The sequence below is a fragment of the Propionibacterium acidifaciens DSM 21887 genome (assembly GCF_000426605.1).
Lineage (GTDB): Bacteria > Actinomycetota > Actinomycetes > Propionibacteriales > Propionibacteriaceae > Propionibacterium > Propionibacterium acidifaciens.
This window is the reverse complement of sequence record NZ_AUFR01000007.1, coordinates 89,083-108,195: the sequence shown is the minus strand read 5'-3', so window position 1 is coordinate 108,195 and position 19,113 is coordinate 89,083. Positions and strand designations below refer to the sequence as shown.

Below are 19,113 nucleotides of genomic sequence, written 5' to 3'. Positions count from 1 at the left end.
TGCATGCGCGGCACCCGCTGCCTGCGCCCCGTCCTCGGGACGCGTCACCGATCGGTCTTCGGACTCGGGCTCGCCCGCCGGGATCGTCCTTCCCAGGCCGTGGTGCCCAGTGGATCGTCGATCCGGCGTCACCCATACCGCTGCGCGTCAGTTCCGGCCTCGCACCGGATTCCCTGCTCCTGCGAGCACTCGATGACGCGAGCACCATATCCCATTGCCGTCGTCAGGACGAGCAGGGGGCAGCGGCCCGCCAGCACCGACGACGACTCAGTACGATGCGTCCCGAGCACCGAGCGGCTGCACCGCCATCGGGAGACTCAACGACGCGCAGGGACTCGACGGCGCGTCCCGCCGACAGCACGGGCGGCGCAACCCGGGCTCCGACGCCGCCCGCATCCGGAGGGCGCGCCCTCCGGATGCGCCGCGCCCGGCGCGGACCGCTTCCCCTTCGTGGCCTCGGCAGTTATCGTGATCCTGAGGCGCTCGTCGCGCCGCTCCACTCTCCGCGCCCGTGGGCGCGGGTGACGCGTGACCGTCGCGACCGCGAGAGCGCGCCGCAGGCCCGACCGGGCCGGGCGCGCTCCCACGAACAACAGAAAGCAGAGAACCGTGAATCGGGACCTTCCCCTTTACTCGAAAACGGCTTCTCGTGCCGGGCACCGCCGGTGGCGTCCCGCACGAGTCGCGCTGTCCGTCGCGGTGGCGTCCGCCCTGCTCCTGGCCCAGGGAGCCGCGAGCGCCCGCGCCGACGACCTCGATGACCAGTACGCCGCGCTCCAGGACCAGATCGCCGGTTCGTCCGGCGCCGTGTCCGACGGCTACGCAGCCCTCGACGCGGCGATGAGCGCCCTCACGGCCTCCCGCGACGAGCTGGCCGGCGCCCAGCAGGCCGCCGACGCCGCGAACCGGGCCCAGCAGGACGCCCAGAGCGCCGCCGACGCCGCATCGGCCGCCCTCACCACGGCCCAGGACAACCGGCAGGCCGCGCAGAGCGAGGTCGATGCCGCCCAGACGCGGGTCGACACGGCCAAGCAGGAGGTCGGCATGGTCGCCAGCCAGGCCGCCCAGCAGAGCACCGGGCTCACGAGCATCGCCCTGCTCATCGGCGACGGATCGACCAACCGGATCAGCAACCGCGTCCAGTGGGCCAACCAGTCCTTCTCGGCCACCGAGACCAAGGTGAACGCCTACCAGGACGCCCTCGACGAGCTCCAGACCAAGCGGGACGCGCTGGTGACGGCCGAGAACGACGCCCAGACCGCCCGCGACAACGCGGTCGGACAGCTCGACGCCGCCCGGACCGCCGCCCGGACCGCCGCCGACGCCGCGGCGACCGTCCAGACGAGGGTCGACGCGAACCAGGCCGCCCTGGCCACGGCCCAGGAGCTCGTCGACCAGGCGGTGTCCGACGACGAGACGCTGAAGGGCCGGGCGGGCGACCTGGCCGCGCGGATCCAGGCCCGCGACGAGGAGGCCGCCGCCGCTGCCGCCGCCTCCGCCGCAGCGGCCGCCCGGTCCAGCGTCGAGGCGGGGGCCAGTTGGCTCACGGCGAACATCGCGCCCGGGCAGATCGCTCCGTACAGCGTCGACGAGGCCGTGTCCACGGCCCGGTCGCTCGAGGGGAACATGTACTACGGGAACATGTGCCTGGCCCTCGTCGCCGCCTTCTACGGCTACACCAGCTCCGGGGTGAACTCGGCCACCGACGCCGCGGCCACCATCGAGGCGGCCGGGCAGATGCAGCACGACACCTCGAACATCCCCGTGGGCGCCCTCGTCTGGTACGACGGCACGCCCGCCGGCAATCCCTACGGCCACGTGGCCATGTACGCCGGCAACGGCATGATCTACTCCAACGGCGCGGCGAACGGCGGCGTCGGGATGATCTCGCTCGACACACCGTCGGCGGGCTGGGGCGAACCGCTCATCGGCTGGTCCAGCGTCTGGCTGCCGAATGCGACCGCCTGAGCCTTCGGCGGGCCTCCCGCGCGGGCACGGCTCGTCGAACCGCGCCGCAGGCCGCGCGAGGACGCTCGGCGGCCGTCTCGCCGCGGCGTTCACCGCCGTCTGCCTGTGCGGCTGCGCCGCAGCGCCCGCGACGAGCACCCCCGCGTCCTCGACGGCGGCGACGCCGTCCGGGGCGTGGTCCGACGCGGCGGGCGCGTCCCTGCCGCAGGGCTGCGACACCGGCGGGCTCGGCCCCCCGGACGGGGACGAGGCCGGCATCCGGGCGGTCGTCGAGGCGGCGGAGGCCTCGGGCGCGGCGGTGCGGATGAGCTGGTACGCCCCCGACGGGGGCATCCGGACCGCCGGCGCCCTCGAGGACCTGCCGGCCTGGAGCACCTCGAAGATCCCGCTCGCCCTGGCGGTCATCGACTCCGGCCAGGGCGAGGCGCAGGCCGACTCGGTCGCCCTGGCCCTCGAGGAGTCCGACAACAGCGCAGCCGACGCCCTGTGGATGTCCCTGGGCGGCACGGACGCGGAACGGGCCGATGCCGTCACGCAGGTGCTGCGCCGGGCGGGGGACGGGACGACGACGGTTCCGGCCGAGCAGCTCGCCGCCGGCTTCTCGATCTTCGGGCAGACCCAGTGGACGACCGACGCCCAGGTCGGCTTCCTCTCCCAGCTGCCCTGCCTCGACGGGGCGGACGAGGTGATCGCCGACATGGGCCGGGTCGATCCCGCCCAGGCCTGGGGCATCGGCTCGCGCCCCGGCGCCGTCCACAAGAGCGGCTGGGGCCCCTCGCCCGCCGGGGGCTACATGGCGCGCCAGCTCGGCTGGTACACGAACCCGGCGGGCCAGCGGGTGCTCGTCGCCATGGCGGCCCAGGACGCCGACGGCTTCGAGGCGGCCACGGCCGTGCTCGACCGGCTGGCCGCCTCCCTCGGGTAGGCCCCGCCCGCGCCGTGCGGACGATCGGGACGGGCCGCGCCCGGCCCGTTGACTTGTCGATGGCCCCGTCGGGAGGGGTCACGGCCGCCGGGCACGGCACCGCCAGCGACCGCGCCCCGACCCCCGCCCCTCTCGTCTCGGGCGGACCGCCGTCAGCTCCGGATGTAGACCACGGCTCCGTTGCCGCCGGAGCAGGTCGTGTACCCGGCGACGGTGGCGCACCCCATCGTGTACTTCTCGTTGGTCACCGGGCTGTAGGCCTCGACCGTCTGGGTCGAGGCCCTGTCGCTCCGCTGCCAGGCGTCGGCGACGTTGAGGGCGAACTCGCAGCTGGTCCGGTCGTTGCCGGCCGCGACGCTCGAGGAGCACTCGACGGCGCCCGCGGGCCAGCCGAGCGCCGACGAGCTCGTCGCGCTGGGAGCGGTCGTCGAGTACGAGTACGACGAACTCGGCGCGACGCCGCCGGAGCCGCCCGGGCTCCGGGGGGCCAGGCCGGCGAGGATGCCGACGCCGGCGATCATGCCGATGGCCACGATGACGTAGATGGACACCCTCACGAGCTCGGGGATCCAGAAGGCCAGCCAGTGGGGCCTCGTGGGGAGACTGAGCCGCTTGGCCCGGCTCGTGCTGATGAGGCACGGGATGAGGCCGAAGAGACCGAAGAAGAAGGTGATGATCGCCGTGACGGCCGGGTGCAGGGGCTCGGCGGGCGGCACGTGACTCGGGTGGCCGGCGCCAGGGCATCCGTTCGCGCGCCCCGGCTGCGGCGCCCCGCAGCGCGGGCACCGCGCCGTGTCGGGAGCCAGCAGGAGCCCGCAGTTGAAACAGGCGAATCCACCGTTCACGGGACTGCTCATCGTCGACCACCTCAGATTCGCGGCCCGCGCCCACCGCACGGACCCGCGATCAGGGTACCGGGAGCACCGCCGAAAGCACGGGACGGGACAGACGGGGCACGGGACGGGACCGACGACCGGCCGGCCCCCCTCGTCCCCCTCACCGCTTCCCACCCCACTTCCGTGCTCGCACCCCACCTCACCTCCCCGCTCCCACCTCACCTCTGCGTCGGCACCTCGGGCACGACCCGGGTGTCAACACGGAAATGAGGTGGGAACGGGAGAGGGACGGACGACAGGGCACAGGACAAGAGGGCTGATGCGGGCGCAGGAGGACGGGCCCCGAACGGGAGAGGGACGGACGACAGGGCACAGGACAAGAGGGCTGATGCGGGCGCAGGAGGACGGGCCCCGAACGGAGAGGGACGGACGGCGGCGCGGCAGGATGGGGCCATGGGCTCCTTCACCGATCTGCTCGCGGCGGGCCCGGTCGTCCTGGACGGGGCGATGGCCACCGAGCTGGAGGCCCGGAGCGTGCCGATGCACGAGAGCCTGTGGTCGGCGGCGGCCATCGACTCGGCGCCCGAGGCGATCGGCGCAGTGCACGCCGCGTATCTCGACGCGGGCGCCCGGGTCATCGAGACGAACACCTACCAGGCGTCCGTGCTCGGCCTGACCGATGCCGGGGCGCGACCGGCCCAGGCGCGCGGGCTCATCCGCGACGCCGCCGAGCTCGCCCGCCTGGCCGTCGAGGACCGGGCCGACCGGCGCCCCGGGCGACGCGCGCTCGTGGCCGGCAGCATCGGCCCCTTCGGCGCGTACCTGTGCGACGGCTCGGAGTACACGGGCACCTACGAGCTGAGTCCCGCCGAGTACCGCGTCTTCCACGTCGAGCGCGTCCGCGCCCTCGCAGAGGCCGGCGTCGACGTCCTCGCCGTCGAGACGATGCCCCGGCTGGACGAGGCTCGCGCACTCGTCGGGCTCATCGCGGCCGAGACCGACCGCCCGGCGTGGGTCTGCTTCCAGGTGCGCCGCGACGGCGGCCCGGTGGTCCTCGCCGACGGCACGCCCCTCGTCGAAGCCACCCGATGGGCGCAGGAGGAGGACACGGTGGCGGCGGTCGGCGTGAACTGCGTCGCGCCGGCCCTCGTCGCCCCCGCGCTGGAGACGCTCGCCTCCGGCACCGGCAAGCCGCTCGTCTGCTACCCGAACTCGGGGGAGGCGTGGGACGCCCGGTCCCGCCGCTGGAGGCCCGCCCGGACCCCGGTCGACTGGGCCCGCCTCGTACCGGGCTGGCTCGCCTCGGGAGCCCGCCTCATCGGCGGCTGCTGCCGCACGCGGCCGGCCGACATCGCCCGGATCGCCGCCGCCCTCCGATGATCGGGGATCGATCAGGGGCGCTTCTCAGCATCCTGCCAGGAAGTCACAGCCGTTTCCCAGCAAACCGCCCGGTCAGGGACTTCATCACCCGTCCGGCCATGCGGCGGGCCCCGGGGAGCGCCGCGGGCCGCCCGACGCGCTCCGCCCACGACCCGATCCGTGCTATTCATCACCTGTGAGGGCCTCGTCGGCGGGGCGTCGGCGGACGATCCCGCACGACGACCACCCGTCCGGGACAGGGGGAAGCGAAGCGACCATGAGCAGCGGCATCCTGCACCGCACGAGCGCCACCACGACGGCGGCGCCGCACAGCGACAGGCGGCCGGGCGCCGTCCATGCGCGGGCCGTCGCCGAACTCGACATGGAGCGCCGGATGATCGAGGACCGCATCCGCTTCCCGATCCCGCACCTCGCGGCGCGGGCCCCGTGGACCCGCCGCCATGCGCTGCGCTGCGCGACCGCCGTCGAGGCCGCGCTCCTCGCCGTCCTGCTGACCACTGGCGCCGGCACGAACCCGGGCCGCCTCGTCGCGACCGTTCCGGCCGCCCTCCTCCTCGGCGGCCTGGTCGTCCTGGCCGTGAACATCGTCGTCATCCCGTACCGCAACGAGCGTCTGGGCGCCGCCAACGGGCGCATCGACGAGCGCAACGAGAGCATCCGCATCGAGAACCGCCGCATGATGGCCGAACTGGCCCGCATCGACGAGCGCCGCGCCGGGCTCGACGCCTGGTTCGCGCGGTGCGCGGCCGCAGGGCGGATCGTCCCCGGTTGCTGAGAGGGCCGTCCCGGGGCGCCGGAGGGCGCCGGGCCTTATCCTTGGGTGGGCCCGCGCCGGGCCGACCGCCCCGAGGATCCGAGGAACCGAACGCGTCATGACCGCTGTCCCCGCACCGCGCATCCGCGGTGATGCGCTCCGATGGCGCGATGACCTGCGCACCGGCGCGCTCTGGTGGGCGCTCAGCCGGGCCTTCTTCCTCGCCCTGGCGGCGGCCCTCGGCGCGGCCGGGCGCGCCGTGCGGCCCTCGGCGGGCGGGCCGTGGCCGCTGAACGCCTACGTGCGCTTCGACGCCGGGCACCTGCTGCGCATCACCGAGTCCGGCTACTTCACCCCCGACAACGGCGTCAACGCCTACGACGAGGCCTTCTTCCCCGGATACCCGTTCCTCTCGCGGGTCGCCGCGCGGACCATCGGTCTGGGCAGGCTCGACGTGGACACGGCCGTGGCCGGTGCGACGGTCGTCACCTGGCTGGCGGCCCTCGGCGCCGCCGTCCTCCTCGCGCGCATCGCCCGCGAGGAGCTGCGCATCAGCCCGCACGCGGCGGCCGCCGCCTATCTTCTCGGGCCGTACGCGCTCTTCCTCATGGCCCCCTACACCGAGGCGCTCTTCGGCCTGTGCACGCTGTCGGCCTGGTACCTCGCCCGGCACCGGCACTGGTGGTGGGCGATCGCTGCGACGGCACTGGCCTGCGCGGTGCGGGTGAACGGCCTGTTCGTCGTGATCATGTTCGCGGTCATGATGCTCCGCCGGCCGGACGACGGCGGGCCGAGCCCCCGCGTCGGGTGGCGACGACTGCTCGGCCTGGGCATCCCGGTGTGCGCGCCGCTGGCGTACTTCGGCTATCTGTGGGCCCGCACCGGGGACGTCTTCTACTGGATGACGGCACAGGAGCTGGGCTGGGGACGCGGCTCGGCCTGGTTCGGCCGCGTCCTGGTCGCCAGCGCCCGGCACATCGGCGCTGCGGAGACTCGCGCGGTGGCCTGGCAGCAGGGACTCGAGTTCGTCTTCCTCGTCGTCTTCTGCGCCGCCCTGTGGTGGTGCCTGCGCCGTGGCCGCGCCGAATGGGCGGTCTTCGTCTGGCTCACCCTGTACAGCCTGTGCCGGGGGCCGGTGCTCCTGTCCCTGCCCCGCAACGGGCTCGACTGCTTCCCCGTCGTCCTGGCGATGGGAGCCGCGCTGGGCAGCCGTCGGTGGCGCTGGCCGCTCGTCGCCGCCGGGCTCGCCGTCGCCGTGATCAACACGGCGACGATCCTCGCGGACCAGTGGACGGGATGAGGGCCCGCGCGGAGGACGCCGCGCGGGGTCACTGCTCGTCGTCGGTCGATTCGACAGTCTGGGCCTGAACGGGGCTCGGCTGGATCACCAGGGGCCGGCTGATCCCGGCCGCATGGGCCTCCTCGGGGCTGATGACGGTGATACCGCCGAGGGCGATCGCCGCGGCGAGGCCCAGGGCCTCGAGGGAACGCCGGATGCCGGGACGACGGCCGGCGCCGTTCCTCCCGATGCCGCTCTTGCCGGTACTGCTCCTGTCGGTGCTCATGACCCCACCGTGGGCGCCGGATCAGTGCTGTTCCTGTGAACCCTCTGTACGGTTCTTGTGACGAACGGCCTCCCCGCGGCGCCGCCGGAAGAATCCGGGACGCCCCTACGACCGGCGGATTAGTCTGGTTCCGACAGGGGCGGGCCGAGCCGCCACCGCGACAGCGCCGGAACCACCGGGCGCCAGAACCACCGGGCGGGAGGAGGGGCCGATGCGCGAGGACCCCGCCGAGCTCGCCGCCCGGCTGCGACCCAGTCGCCAGGACGGCGACCACCCGCGCCCCGTCCTCGTGCGCCCGCAGTGGGCCCCGCTCGACGGCCCTGCCGGCTTCGCCACCGACGACGAGGGCGTCGGCCTCGACGAGCGCTGGTGGGAGCGTCCCGAGCGCCTCGACCGGACGATCACCCTGCCCTTTCCGCCGGAGTCGCGCGCCTCGGGCATCGCGGACGAGCGCCCGCACCCCGTCGTGTGGTACCGCATCGCGTTGCCGGCCGAGCGGCTCGCGGCGGCCGGTCATCGGCCGGGGCGGCGTCTGCTGCTGCACTTCGGCGGCGTCGACTACCACGCGATCGTGTGGGTCGACGGCGTCGAGGCCGGCTCCCACGAGGGCGGGCAGAGCCCCTTCGCCCTCGACGTCACCGATGCGCTGACCGGCGGCGGCCCGCACACCGTCGTCGTCCGCGCCTGGGACGACCCGCACGACCGCAGTCAGCCCCGCGGCAAGCAGACCTGGCGCGACGAGCCCGCCGGCATCTGGTACCAGCGCTCCACCGGCATCTGGCGGCCGGTGTGGATCGAGTCGGTGCCGCCGGTGCACGTGCGGCGGATCCTCTGGCGCACCCCGGCCGCCGAGGAGGCCGTGACGGCGGTCATCGAGCTGAACCGCCGCCCACGACGGCCACTGCCGCTGCGCCTCGGCCTGGCCCACCGGGGTCGGCCGCTCGCCCGCGCCTCGGCAGTCGCCCGCGAACGGATCACGACGGTGCGGCTGACGGTCCCCGGCGGCGCCGGGCTGCGCTGGGGCCCCGAGCACCCGGAGCTCGTCGACGCGGTCGTCGCCGTCGGCGACGACCTGGTGTCCTCCTACCTCGGGCTGCGGGAGATCGGCAGGACGCCCCGGGCGCTCACCCTCGACGGACGGCCGGTCTACCTGCGGCAGGTGCTCGAGCAGTGCTACTGGCCCGACTCCCTGTTCTCGGCCCCGAGCGCCCGGGCCCTGGCCGACGAGGCCGAGCTCGTCCTGCGTCTGGGCTTCAACGGCATGCGCATCCACCAGCAGAGTGCCGATCCGCGGCTGCTGCACTGGGCCGACCGGCTCGGCCTGCTCGTCTTCGGCGAGATCGGCGCCGCCCACGACTTCGACTCCGAGGCGGTGCGCCGACTGCGGCGCGAGTGGGCGCAGGTCGTCCGGGCGAACCAGGGGCACCCCTCGATCGTCTGCTGGGTGCCGGTCAACGAGTCGTGGGGCTTCCCCGACATCCCCCGCCGCCCCGAGCAGGCCCGCGCGGCCGCGGCGCTCGCGCGGCTGACGCGCAGCATCGACCCCTCGCGGCCGGCCCTGTCGAACGACGGCTGGCACCACGTCGACTCGGACCTGCTCACCGTCCACGACTACGACGCGAACCCCGCCCGCCTGCGGCTGCGCTACCGCGGCCGCCAGATGGAGCGCTGGATCGCCCCGGGCGTGCTCGGACCGGCACGCGCCTTCGTCGTCGTCGGCTCGGACCAACCGGTCGATCTTCCGGTCCTGCTCGACGAGTTCGGCGGCGTCGACTTCCGTCCGGACGGCGGACGGGGCTGGGGCTACTCGACCGTGCGCACGCGCGGTCGGTTCGTACGACGGATCGGGGAGCTCGTCGCAGCGGTGCGGGCGAGCGACGCGCTGGGCGGTTACTGCTGGACGCAACTGACCGACACGGGCCAGGAGACCAACGGCCTGTGCGACGAGAACCGGCGGCCGAAGGCCCCGGTGCAGGAACTGGCGGCCATCTTCGGCCAGGACCCGCAGCCGCCGACCCGGGCCGGGAACTGAGCCGCGGGACCGGACGGGACCGGGGCCCGAAGGAATTCATCGCGTCTCGCCGGGCGCGCTTCCTCAGGCGTCGTCCCTCGTCAGGGAATCCTCTTCGCCGGGAGCGAGGCCCGCCGGAGCGCCGGCGGGCCGCCCTGCCCCGCGATCTGCACCAGAAGCCCTCGTCAGGAGGGGATCCGGCGCAGATCGGGGCGCGCAGCAGCCCCGAGGCACGAGTACGAGAGCATCTTCTTCAAGGGGATGGCTGCGGTTCCGTCACGGCTTCGCGGGCCTTCTCGCCCACCGGGCCGTGTCCCACCCCTCACCCCAGGAGGAGACACCAGGAGGGGACATGAGCGGGCTCGGGAAGGCGGGTCTGGGCCTGCTGGCCCTGGCCTTGGCGCTGCCCACGGCGTCGGGCATCGCCGCAGCGGACCCCGCGACGGACGACCCCTCGCCCCAGGCCGCCGGCACCGCCGGGGGAGCCTCGACCGCCGACGGGACGACCGGGGGCGCCGCCGACGCGCCCGCCGACGATGCGACGGGCACCCGCGCACTCGCCGATGACAGCGCCTCGGACGGGACCACCGACGGCGTGGCCGTGCACGAAGGGTGCTGACGGACCCGATCGGACGCACCACTGGACCGCAGGGGCCCGGAGCGTTGCGCTCCGGGCCCCTGCCGCCTCCGGCGCCGGAGCCCCTGAGCGGCCCCCGGATGTGCGTGCGCTGTGCGCTCCGGGGTGCAAAACTGTGAATCACTTAACTTTTCCCCATGTTTTGGCTACATTGGTTCGCGTTCACCCCCGATGAACGAGCGCACCCCCGCCATCCTCCGGATCATCACGGCACGGACCGAGCAGGGCCGGGTTCTCCGACTCCTGCGCAGACGCGGACGCGCACGTTCATCCCTGAATAGGAGTCCGACGTGAAGAAGACAACCAAGATCACCCTCGCCGCTGCGGCGTCCAGCATCGTCCTGCTCGCCGGAGCGGGGACGGCTCAGGCCGCCACGGGCCCGGCCAGGCCCGCATGCCACGAGCAACACCCGTGCCAGTGCCAGTGCCCGACTCCTTCCCAGCCCGACGAGACATCGGCTCCCTCCGAGACGCCGAGCACCCCCACCTGCACGGCCTCCCCCAGCACGTCGCCGTCCGCCTCGAACGCAACGCCGGACACCCCCTGCACGGCATCCTCGAGTTCGAGCGCCCCCACCTGCGCGGCCTCCTCCAGCACGTCGCCGTCCGCCTCGAACGCAACGCCGGACACCCCCTGCACGGCATCCTCGAGTTCGAGCGCCCCCACCTGCGCGGCATCCTCCAGCACGGCGTCGTCCAGCACCTCCACGAGTGCCAGCTCCGAAGACAGCACGTCCGCCGACCAGCAGGCCACCAGCACCCCCTCAGGCACTGCCACCCCGAGCGCGGCCCCCTCGAGCACCACCTCCTCCAGCTCCAGCGCCACCCCGTCTGACACGGCCCCCTCGAGCTCCGCACCGACCAGCGCCGCCCCGAACGCGCCGCAGAGCACGAGCAGTTCCGCCCCCACCGCACCCAGCCAGCAGACCAAGACGAGCAAGCCGACCCGGCTCCCCCGCACCGGCTCTGACACGCTGGTCGGTCTGACCGGCGTCGGCGTGGCCGCCGCCGCGGGCGGCACCGCCCTCGCGATTCGTCGTCGTCGCCGCTGAGCGAACCAGAACCGGGACCGGCCCGAACCCCGGCCCCGGCCCGAGAGGGGCCCGGACCCGTTCCGGGCCCCTCATCGCGTCTTCGGCGCGGGGCCACTGCCGGTCGCGTCACGGGCCGGTCGCAGCGCGAGGCGGCCGTCCGCCGGCGCCGCCCCGCGGAGTCATCGGCGTCAGCTCGCGGCGCGTCAGCGCCCCTCCGAGGGAGCACCGGGCCCAGCACCGAAGAAGCCGAGAAAGCCGTCACCCCAGTGATGCCAGTGGCCCCATCGAGCCCTCTCCCCGAGGGACCTCATCCACGGCCCCGATCATCCTGTTCGCGCTTGTGGAGCACCTTCTTCTCCCGGGAAACCGGGGAGGATCTCCGGGCCGACCCGCAGAAAGGGGAGAATGCTGAGCTCAAGCTGTGAAAAAGGTATGATTCCTCAGAATCCTCCGTTAGATTTGAGCTCATCCACCCGGCGGGCAGGCGCACCTCGTACCGCCCATCGGGGCGCGTCCCGGAGGACGTGGCCCACCAGGGCACAGCAGCCCCGGGGCGGCCCATCCAGGGACGCCCACCCGGAGGGTTCGTGCGCGTCCGCACGCCAACGGCACAGCAACGGCAGAGGAGTTCCGACGTGACACCACCGCACACCCTGGCACGAGCGGGCATCGCCCTCGCGGCGATCGCCCTCGCCCTGCCCGCCCCCGTGGCAGCCGCCCAGGCGGAACCGGACGCCTCCGGCACGGCATCGGACACGGCCTCGTGCACGGCGAGCGCCCTCGACGCGAGCACGCTCAACCTCTCCCTCACGACGAGCTCGGGCGCGGCGGCGACCAGCTACCACGGCGGCCAGAGCTACCTCGCGAACCTCATCGGACCCGTTGAGCCGTCCTGCGTCGGCGACCACCTCGACATCACGGTGCCCCCGGCCTTCGACGTCACCGGCGACCGCAGCTACCCGATCCAGTCGATCGACGGCAGCGCCCGGGTCGCCACGATGGACGTGACCACCGTCGGCGACGTGACGACCGCCCGCGTCACCTTCAACCAGACCGGCGTCGACATGGCCGCGACCGGCGAACTCACCCTGCGGGCCTATCTCGCGGTGAGTCTGGACAACACCGTGGCCCCCGGCCAGGTCGTCCAGACGGACTGGGACGTCAACGGCGTCCGCACCCCGATCTCCGTCAACGTCACCCGGTGCGAGAACTGCGACGCGCTGCCGACCTCGCTCGACACGTGGCTGTACTCCGATGCCGGGAACCAGGCCGGCGCCGACACCCTGCGCATCCATGCCGTCTCGCAGCAGCCCGCGGTGGGGCAGGCCGGCGCGACGAGCCCCACGACCTCGACCTTCACCATGACCGACACCCTCGAGGCCGGCTCCGGTCAGCGGCACGACTGCGGCACTCCGCTGCACTGGTCCTGGTACACCTCCAGGGATCAGAACGGCAACCCGAGCGACCTCACGAGCGGCACCGTCGGTACCGACGAGAGCGAGGTCATGAACGTCACCGAGACCTCCTGCTCGGACACCGTCCGCAGCTACACCGCCACGGTGACCACCCCCGCCGGTGACGACGGCACCTACACGCCGGTCGCCACCCGGGTCCGCCTCCCGATCGTCATCGACGATCTCAACGGCAGCTACTCCGCCACCCTCACCGGCGACCAGGACGGCACTGCGCTGCCCTCGCGCCGGGCGTCGGTCCGGGCCTCGAACGGCGGCGGCAGGCTCATCAGCGACGCCGTCTCGATCGATGCGAAGGACGCCGACGGCCACGATGCGGACACCGCGGCCGACGCCGCCGACCTGACCAGCGCGAACGGCGCCGCCCGGCTCGTCCTCACCGTCCGCAACACCGGCGAGGAGCAACTGCAGAACGTGCGGATCGACGACTCGGTGGACACCGGCGACGCCACCGTCTCGAACCTCACCTGCGCCTTCCCCGACGGCACGACGGGCACCGTCTGGTCCGGGCCGTTCGAGGTCGGCGGGGAGTTCACCTGCACGGCCGACCTGTCGGGCGTCACGGCCGGCAGCGAGCACGCCGACACCGCGACGGTGACGGCCAACGGCGTGACGAGCGGCAACGAGGTGAGCGGACTGAACGGCTACCACGCGAGGGTGACCGGATGACCACGGCGACGCACGCGCCGTGACGGACCCGCGGCGGTGGGCACCGGGGTGATGCCCGCCGCCGCTGCGCGTGCGGATGGGTCGGGCAGGGGGCGGCCCCGCCCGACCCATCCGCACTTCGTCGTGCCCGCTGCACGGCCCGCCCCCCTCGGCTACGGTTGACCCACCCGGGCGAGTCCCGGCGGGCCCCGGCAAGTCTCAACCGGCGCTGCAGGCCGGACGACGGAACTGGGCCGCGCACAGGGCTCCGCACTAGGATTCGCAGAGGGTGAGCCGCACCGGCGTCTTGGTTGGAGGAGCACGTGGGTCTGTTCGACAAGGTCGAGAAGAAGCTCGAGGGCGCCGTCAACGGCGTCTTCGCCCGCGCGTTCAAGGGCGACGTGCAGCCCGTCGAGATCGCCTCCAGGCTGCAGCGCGAGCTCGACGCCGAGGCGCGGCTTCTGACGCGCGACAAGCGCCTGGTCCCCAACGACTTCCAGGTGCACCTGTCCCAGCACGACTACGACCGGCTGGCCCCCTACTCGCGCACGCTGAACGCCGAGATCGTCCCCGATCTGCGCTCCCACGCGGCCGAGCGCCACTACGTCTTCGACGGTCCGGTGAACATCGAGTACCTGCTCGACGAGTCGCTCAGCACCGGCCACTTCGAGATCACCAGCGCCGCCGTCGCCACCGTCGCCGAGACGAACGGCGCCGCCTCCTCGACGATGATCCGCCGCGCGCCCCTCGTCCTCGAGGTCAACGGCGTGCGGCACCCCCTCATGCCGCCCGGCTTCACCATCGGACGCGGCACCGAGGCCGATCTGCGCATCAACGACCCGGGGGTCTCGCGCATCCACGCGCGGGTGCGGATCGGCGAGAACGAGTACGGCGAGCTCGACATCGCCATTGAGGACCTGGGTTCCACCAACGGCATCGTCGTCAACGGGCAGCGCATCCAGCACTGCCGCCTCGACGACGGCTCGCGCATAGAGATCGGTTCGACGCGCATGCTCGTGCACTCCCCCGCAGGTTCGTGACGTGAGCACCATCCTCGCCGCCACCCTGAAGGTGGTCTTCCTGGCCCTGATGTGGCTGTTCATCCTGTTCGTGACGAACACCATCAGGACGGACCTGTTCGGCCGCACGGCGACCGCTGCGGAGCTGTCCGACGTCCCCGGCCCGACCGGGGCCAGACCCGCGGCACGTCGCAGGCGCCGCAAGGGGCCGAGCCGGCTCGCCGTCATCGCCGGCCGACGCACCGGGACCGAGGTGCCGCTCGACGGCGAGATCAGCATCGGACGCTCGGTCGACTGCGTCCTCGACATCGACGACGACTACGCCAGCGGCCATCACGCCCAGCTGTGGCAGGACTCCGCCGGCCGGTGGGTCATCACCGACCTGCAGTCCACCAACGGCACCTACGTCAATGGCGCGAAGATCGCCGAGCCCACCCTCGTGGGGCCGAACGACGTGATACGCATCGGACGCTCCCAACTGAAACTGGAGCGCTGATCCGTGACCGATTCCCAGACCACCAGGACGCCCGACGAGGACGCGACGAGGACCCACCGGGCGGTGCCCGCGCCCGGAGGGGATGCCCGCCCGCCCGCCGAGGGGACGCCGGAGACCGCCGGGCGGGAGCGTCTCAGCCTCGACACCAGCGCCCACTCGGAGATCGGCCTGGTGCGCAAGAACAACCAGGACTCCGCCTACACCTCGCCGACGATGATCGTCGTGGCCGACGGCATGGGCGGCGCGGCGGCCGGCGACCTCGCCAGCGCGGCGACCATCCAGGAACTGGCCCGCGGCGACACCCGCCACGAGGGCGAGCAGATGCTCGAGGCGATGGCCGGGATCCTCACGCGGGCCAACGACCGGCTCGCCGATCTCATCAACGCCGATCCGGAACTCGAGGGCATGGGCACGACGGTCTGCGGCGCCATGTTCAGCGGCACCCAGCTCGGCCTGGCCCACATCGGCGACTCGCGCGGCTATCTGCTGCGCAACGGCTCCCTCACCCGGCTGACCCACGACCACTCGTGGGTGCAGTCGCTCATCGACGAGGGCAAGATCACCCCCGAGGAGGCGGCGGTGCACCCGCACCGCTCGCTGCTGCTCAAGGTGCTCAACGGCCAGCCCGCCCACGAGCCGGACCTGCGCCTCGTCGACGTGCAGGCGGGCGACCGGCTGCTCTTCTGCTCCGACGGCCTGTGCGGCCTCGTCGAGGACCGCCAGATCCGCCGACTGCTGCGCGAGCGCACCCCGGCGGCCGCCGTCGAGGCGCTCACCCAGGCCGCCCACGAGGCGGGCGGCTACGACAACATCACGATCATCGTCACCGACGTCGTCCCCGCCTCCGAGGAGCTCGACGCGCGGCCGGGCACGATGATCGGCGCCGCCTCCACCGTCGAGGTGCCCCGCATCAAGCCGCCGTCCGGCGCGAACGAGACCACCGCCGTCCTCAGCGCATCCGGCACGAGGGCCGTCCGGCCCGGCGGGGACGACCAGGACGCGGACGGGCCCCGGCTCATCGACCCCGACGCCCGCGAGGACGTGCGCTACACGCCGATGATCGGGCGACGACGACGCCACTGGTCGGTCATCATCTCGGTCCTCATCGCCCTGGTCGTCCTCGCCGGAGGGCTGTTCGGGGCTTGGCGCTATGCGATGGGCCAGTACTACATCGCCCCGGCGGGCGAGCAGGTCGCCATCTACAAGGGCATTCCCGACACGATCGCCGGCCACGGGCTCGGCGGACTCGTCGAGCGGCGCGACACCAGGGTGGCCGACCTGCCCAGCTACTACCGCCAGAAGGTCAACGGCTCCGACATCAAGGCCGACTCCCTCGACCAGGCCCGCAGCCAGGCCGACTACCTCGACGAGCTCGCCCGGGTCTGCATCGCCCAGCGCGCCGAGAGCTCGCCCGCGCCCGACGAGGGCCAGGGCGGCGCGACGCCGAGCGGCGGCGCCTCCCCCTCGGCGTCGGCGAGCGGCTCGTCCGGCCCCTCCGAGCCACCGTCCATCCCGATCAGCGGATCGGTCAGCCCGGAGGACTGCGGATGAGCAGCACCGGCACGGGGCCCACGATCGTCTACCGCAAGCGCCGCAACGTCGAGCTGGCGCTCGTCGTCGTCGCCGCGCTCCTGGGGCTCGGCGGTTTCATGATGACGACCATCAACCTGAGCGGCGCCCTTCCGGCGAACCTGCCGTGGGTGATCGGCGGCTGGCTGGCCCTGTGCCTCGTCGCCCACCTGGCGGTGCGACTGCGCGCCCCGTGGGCCGATCCGGTGATCCTGCCGTGCGTACTGGCGCTCAACGGCCTCGGCCTGGCGATGATCTACCGCCTCGACCAGGACGAGCCGGTCTCGACCCTCGTCAACGGCCAGCTGCTGTGGACCGCCATCGGCATCGGCCTGTTCGTCGCGGTGCTCTGGGCCGTGCGCGACTACCGCGACCTGCAGCGCTACCCCTACGTGCTCTTCCTGGCCGGCCTGCTCCTCCTGCTCATGCCGCTGACGCCCGGCCTGGCCTCGTCGGCCAACGAGGCCAACGGCTCGCGCATCTGGATCTCGCTGGCGGGCTTCAGCTTCCAGCCGGCCGAGATCGCCAAGATCATCCTCACGCTCGCCTTCGCGTCCTACCTGGCGGAGCACCGCGACGTGCTCCAGCTCGCCGGGCGCAGCTGGGGCCGCTTCCGCATGCCCCGCGGCCGTGACCTGCTGCCCATCATGGTGATGTGGCTGGCCGCCGTGGCGGTCATCGTCTTCGAGAACGATCTGGGCACGGCGCTGCTGTTCTTCGGCCTGTTCGTCATGATGCTCTACGTGGCCACCAGCCAGGCCCGCTGGGTCGTCATCGGCGTCGTGCTCTTCGGGGGCGCGGGCGTCCTCGCCTACAGATTCCTGTACCACGTCCAGGTGCGCTTCTCGTCCTGGCTGGACCCGTTCTCCGATCCGGGGCAGAACGGCCAGATCATCTCGGCCCAGTACGGCATGGCCTGGGGCGGCCTGTTCGGGCGGGGCTGGGGCCAGGGACGCCCGTCGCTCGTGCCGCTGGCCCAGTCCGACTTCATCGCCAGCTCCCTCGGCGAGGAGCTCGGCCTGATCGGGCTCATGGCCATCATCGTCGTCTACGGCCTCATCATCGCCCGCGGCCTGCGCGCCGCCCTCACCGCGCGCGACGTCTTCGGCAAGCTGCTCGCCGGCGGCCTGTCGTTCACCTTCGCGCTGCAGGTCTTCGCCATCATCGGCGGCGTCACCCGGCTGCTGCCGCTGACCGGCCTCACGACGCCCTTCCTCTCGCAGGGCGGCTCCTCGCTCATCGCCAACTGGGTGATCATCGCCGCCCTCATGCAGGTCTCGCACGCCGGGCGCGCCCCGGCGGGGGTCCCCGACGAGACCTCCGAGGCCGACCTGGCCGAGGCCCCGACGGCCTTCATCAGGAAGGTGGGATCATGAACAAGGCACTGCGCAGGGTCTCGGTCTTCGCCGCCCTCATGGTCCTCGCCCTCCTGGTGAATGTCACTGTCAACTACGCCTGGCGGTCCGCCGGTCTGCTGTCCGACCCGGGTAACCGGCGCGTCGTCGACGCCCAGTTCGACGCCCCGCGCGGCTCGATCCTCGTCGGCACGACGGCCGTCGCCGAGACGGTGCCGGTCGAGGGCGGACGCTTCAGCGTCCAGCGCAACTACTCCGACGGGCCGCTCTACGCCCCGGTCACCGGCCACTACTCGTACATCTACGGGCGCACCGGGCTGGAGCAGACCTACAACGACGAGCTGTCGGGCACCGGTGACTCGCAGCTGTTCCGACGCATCCTCGGCGAGCTGAGCGGCACCCCGGCGCAGGGAGCCACCATCCAGACGACGCTCGACCCGAACGCCCAGCAGGCCGCTTCGAACGCGCTCGGCGGGCGCACCGGCGCCGTCATCGCGATGGACTACACGACCGGAGCGATCCTGACCTGGGCCTCGACGCCCGGCTACGACCCGAACGAGCTGTCGAGCACCGACCTGGAGAGCACGCAGGCCGCGTGGGACCGGCTGAACTCCGACGAGGGCCGCCCGCTGGAGGACCGCGCCACCCAGGAGATCTACCCGCCCGGCTCGACCTTCAAGCTCGTCGTCGCCTCGGCCGCCCTCGAGGACGGCATGGGCGCCGACAGCACCGTCGAGTCGCCGACCACGCTGCCGCTGGACAACTCGACGACGACACTGCCGAACTCCACGAACTGCGGCGGCGACACGACGACGATCGACCACGCCCTGCAGGTCTCCTGCAACACGGCCTTCGCGAACCTGGGCATGTCCCTCGGCCAGGACAAGGTCCGCGCGCAGGCCGAGAAGTTCGGCTTCAACGCGTCCTTCGGCGGCGACGTGAACTCGGCGACGAGCGTCTTCCCGTCGGACCTGGACAACGCCCAGCTGGCCATGAGCTCCATCGGCCAGTACGACGTGTCGGCCACCCCGCTGCAGATGGCCTCGGTGGCCGCCACCCTCGCCAACGGCGGCCAGGTCATGCAGCCGTACGCCGTCTCCCAGGTGCGCGACGCGAACCTCAACGTCATCTCCGAGACGGGCCCGACGACGGTCCGCCGGGCCGTGAGTGAGCAGACGGCGTCCTCGATGCAACAGATGATGATCCACGTCGTCCAGTCCGGCACCGCCACCTCGACGCAGATCGGCGGGCAGACGATCGGCGGCAAGACCGGGACCGCCGAGAACATGCCCGGCGCCAGCGCCTACTCCTGGTTCGCCGGCTTCGACCAGGAGACGCATGTGGCGCTCGCCGTCTTCCTGGCCGACCCCAACCAGTCCGGCACCGCCACCGGCAATGCCACCGTCGCGGCGCGCACCGTCTTCGAGGCGCTCGCATCATGACG

General features: G+C 72.9%; 16 protein-coding genes, 1 pseudogene and 1 riboswitch. Of the genes and pseudogenes, 14 read left to right on the top strand and 3 right to left on the bottom strand.

Annotated elements, in window-relative coordinates:
* Positions 1-32: 32 nt before the first annotated feature.
* A riboswitch (cobalamin riboswitch) is annotated at positions 33-209 on the bottom strand.
* A 490-nt stretch (positions 210-699) separates the two neighbouring features.
* Positions 700-1,968 carry a coiled-coil domain-containing protein gene (locus tag K336_RS14240; RefSeq protein ID WP_043150214.1) on the top strand — a complete coding sequence of 423 codons (1,269 nt, stop codon included), beginning with the start codon at positions 700-702 and terminating at the stop codon, positions 1,966-1,968.
* Positions 1,955-2,893 carry a hypothetical protein gene (locus tag K336_RS14235; protein ID WP_051245376.1) on the top strand — a complete coding sequence of 313 codons (939 nt, stop codon included), beginning with the start codon at positions 1,955-1,957 and terminating at the stop codon, positions 2,891-2,893. The genes K336_RS14240 and K336_RS14235 overlap by 14 nt, the downstream gene beginning before the upstream one ends.
* A gap of 152 nt (positions 2,894-3,045) precedes the next feature.
* Here the strand turns inward: K336_RS14235 and K336_RS16785 are convergent, their stop codons facing one another.
* The gene (locus K336_RS16785; protein WP_123826127.1) at positions 3,046-3,750 is read right to left on the bottom strand and encodes a hypothetical protein; all 705 of its coding nucleotides are present in this window, start codon (positions 3,748-3,750) and stop codon (positions 3,046-3,048) included.
* 432 nt (positions 3,751-4,182) lie between these two features.
* Here K336_RS16785 and mmuM point away from each other — a divergent pair, with 432 nt between their 5' ends.
* The 3 genes from mmuM to K336_RS0103885 all read left to right on the top strand — a co-directional run bounded on the left by mmuM (position 4,183) and on the right by K336_RS0103885 (position 7,163).
* A complete protein-coding gene (mmuM, locus tag K336_RS0103895; RefSeq protein ID WP_028706340.1) occupies positions 4,183-5,109 on the top strand; it encodes a homocysteine S-methyltransferase in 927 nt (308 codons plus the stop codon).
* A gap of 256 nt (positions 5,110-5,365) precedes the next feature.
* The gene (locus K336_RS0103890) at positions 5,366-5,884 is read left to right on the top strand and encodes a hypothetical protein (protein ID WP_028706339.1); all 519 of its coding nucleotides are present in this window, start codon (positions 5,366-5,368) and stop codon (positions 5,882-5,884) included.
* 97 nt (positions 5,885-5,981) lie between these two features.
* Positions 5,982-7,163 (top strand): mannosyltransferase family protein, encoded by a 1,182-nt coding sequence (locus K336_RS0103885; RefSeq protein WP_028706338.1) that lies wholly within the window; start codon positions 5,982-5,984, stop codon positions 7,161-7,163.
* A gap of 28 nt (positions 7,164-7,191) precedes the next feature.
* Here the strand turns inward: K336_RS0103885 and K336_RS0103880 are convergent, their stop codons facing one another.
* A complete protein-coding gene (locus tag K336_RS0103880) occupies positions 7,192-7,428 on the bottom strand; it encodes a hypothetical protein (RefSeq protein ID WP_028706337.1) in 237 nt (78 codons plus the stop codon).
* Positions 7,429-7,639: 211 nt separating this feature from the next.
* On the opposite strand from K336_RS0103880, the gene K336_RS0103875 reads away from it, so the two are divergent.
* Together K336_RS0103875 and K336_RS0103870 are read left to right on the top strand one after the other, a co-directional pair.
* Positions 7,640-9,460, top strand: a complete 1,821-nt coding sequence (locus K336_RS0103875; protein ID WP_021797747.1) for a glycoside hydrolase family 2 protein — start codon at positions 7,640-7,642, stop codon at positions 9,458-9,460.
* Between the two features lie 331 nt (positions 9,461-9,791).
* Positions 9,792-10,058 (top strand): hypothetical protein, encoded by a 267-nt coding sequence (locus K336_RS0103870; protein ID WP_021797745.1) that lies wholly within the window; start codon positions 9,792-9,794, stop codon positions 10,056-10,058.
* Positions 10,059-10,440: 382 nt separating this feature from the next.
* On the opposite strand, the gene K336_RS19660 is transcribed toward K336_RS0103870, so the two are convergent.
* On the bottom strand, positions 10,441-11,016 hold the full coding sequence (locus K336_RS19660; protein ID WP_233418715.1) for a hypothetical protein: 576 nt from the start codon (positions 11,014-11,016) through the stop codon (positions 10,441-10,443).
* A gap of 22 nt (positions 11,017-11,038) precedes the next feature.
* Between K336_RS19660 and K336_RS20080 the strand changes: the two are divergent.
* The 7 genes and pseudogenes from K336_RS20080 to K336_RS0103835 all read left to right on the top strand — a co-directional run.
* A pseudogene (locus K336_RS20080) lies at positions 11,039-11,128 on the top strand (LPXTG cell wall anchor domain-containing protein); the annotation flags it as partial.
* 617 nt (positions 11,129-11,745) lie between these two features.
* Positions 11,746-13,251: a hypothetical protein gene (locus tag K336_RS0103860; protein WP_021797741.1), complete on the top strand. Its 1,506-nt coding sequence runs from the start codon at positions 11,746-11,748 to the stop codon at positions 13,249-13,251.
* A gap of 302 nt (positions 13,252-13,553) precedes the next feature.
* A complete protein-coding gene (locus K336_RS0103855) occupies positions 13,554-14,270 on the top strand; it encodes an FhaA domain-containing protein (protein WP_021797739.1) in 717 nt (238 codons plus the stop codon).
* A gap of 1 nt (position 14,271) precedes the next feature.
* Positions 14,272-14,745 (top strand): FHA domain-containing protein FhaB/FipA, encoded by a 474-nt coding sequence (locus tag K336_RS0103850; RefSeq protein ID WP_021797744.1) that lies wholly within the window; start codon positions 14,272-14,274, stop codon positions 14,743-14,745.
* A gap of 3 nt (positions 14,746-14,748) precedes the next feature.
* Complete coding sequence (locus K336_RS14225; protein WP_021797748.1) at positions 14,749-16,296, top strand: PP2C family protein-serine/threonine phosphatase; 1,548 nt, start codon at positions 14,749-14,751, stop codon at positions 16,294-16,296.
* Entirely contained in the window at positions 16,293-17,690 is a 1,398-nt protein-coding gene (locus K336_RS14220) for an FtsW/RodA/SpoVE family cell cycle protein (RefSeq protein WP_021797746.1), read from the top strand. The genes K336_RS14225 and K336_RS14220 overlap by 4 nt, the downstream gene beginning before the upstream one ends.
* On the top strand, positions 17,687-19,111 hold the full coding sequence (locus K336_RS0103835) for a peptidoglycan D,D-transpeptidase FtsI family protein (protein WP_028706334.1): 1,425 nt from the start codon (positions 17,687-17,689) through the stop codon (positions 19,109-19,111). Before K336_RS14220 ends, K336_RS0103835 begins: the two co-directional genes overlap by 4 nt.
* The last annotated feature ends 2 nt before the right edge of the window (positions 19,112-19,113 follow it).

What these genes read in the sequence shown, in the direction of transcription:
- K336_RS0103890 (WP_028706339.1), top strand. Translation starts at nt 5,366, where the DNA reads ATGAGCAGCGGCATCCTGCACCGCACGAGCGCCACCACGACGGCGGCG.
- K336_RS0103885 (WP_028706338.1), top strand. Translation starts at nt 5,982, where the DNA reads ATGACCGCTGTCCCCGCACCGCGCATCCGCGGTGATGCGCTCCGATGG.
- mmuM (WP_028706340.1), top strand. Translation starts at nt 4,183, where the DNA reads ATGGGCTCCTTCACCGATCTGCTCGCGGCGGGCCCGGTCGTCCTGGAC.
- K336_RS0103835 (WP_028706334.1), top strand. Translation starts at nt 17,687, where the DNA reads ATGAACAAGGCACTGCGCAGGGTCTCGGTCTTCGCCGCCCTCATGGTC.
- K336_RS14235 (WP_051245376.1), top strand. Translation starts at nt 1,955, where the DNA reads ATGCGACCGCCTGAGCCTTCGGCGGGCCTCCCGCGCGGGCACGGCTCG.
- K336_RS0103875 (WP_021797747.1), top strand. Translation starts at nt 7,640, where the DNA reads ATGCGCGAGGACCCCGCCGAGCTCGCCGCCCGGCTGCGACCCAGTCGC.
- K336_RS14220 (WP_021797746.1), top strand. Translation starts at nt 16,293, where the DNA reads ATGAGCAGCACCGGCACGGGGCCCACGATCGTCTACCGCAAGCGCCGC.
- K336_RS16785 (WP_123826127.1), bottom strand. Translation starts at nt 3,750, where the DNA reads ATGAGCAGTCCCGTGAACGGTGGATTCGCCTGTTTCAACTGCGGGCTC.
- K336_RS0103870 (WP_021797745.1), top strand. Translation starts at nt 9,792, where the DNA reads ATGAGCGGGCTCGGGAAGGCGGGTCTGGGCCTGCTGGCCCTGGCCTTG.
- K336_RS0103880 (WP_028706337.1), bottom strand. Translation starts at nt 7,428, where the DNA reads ATGAGCACCGACAGGAGCAGTACCGGCAAGAGCGGCATCGGGAGGAAC.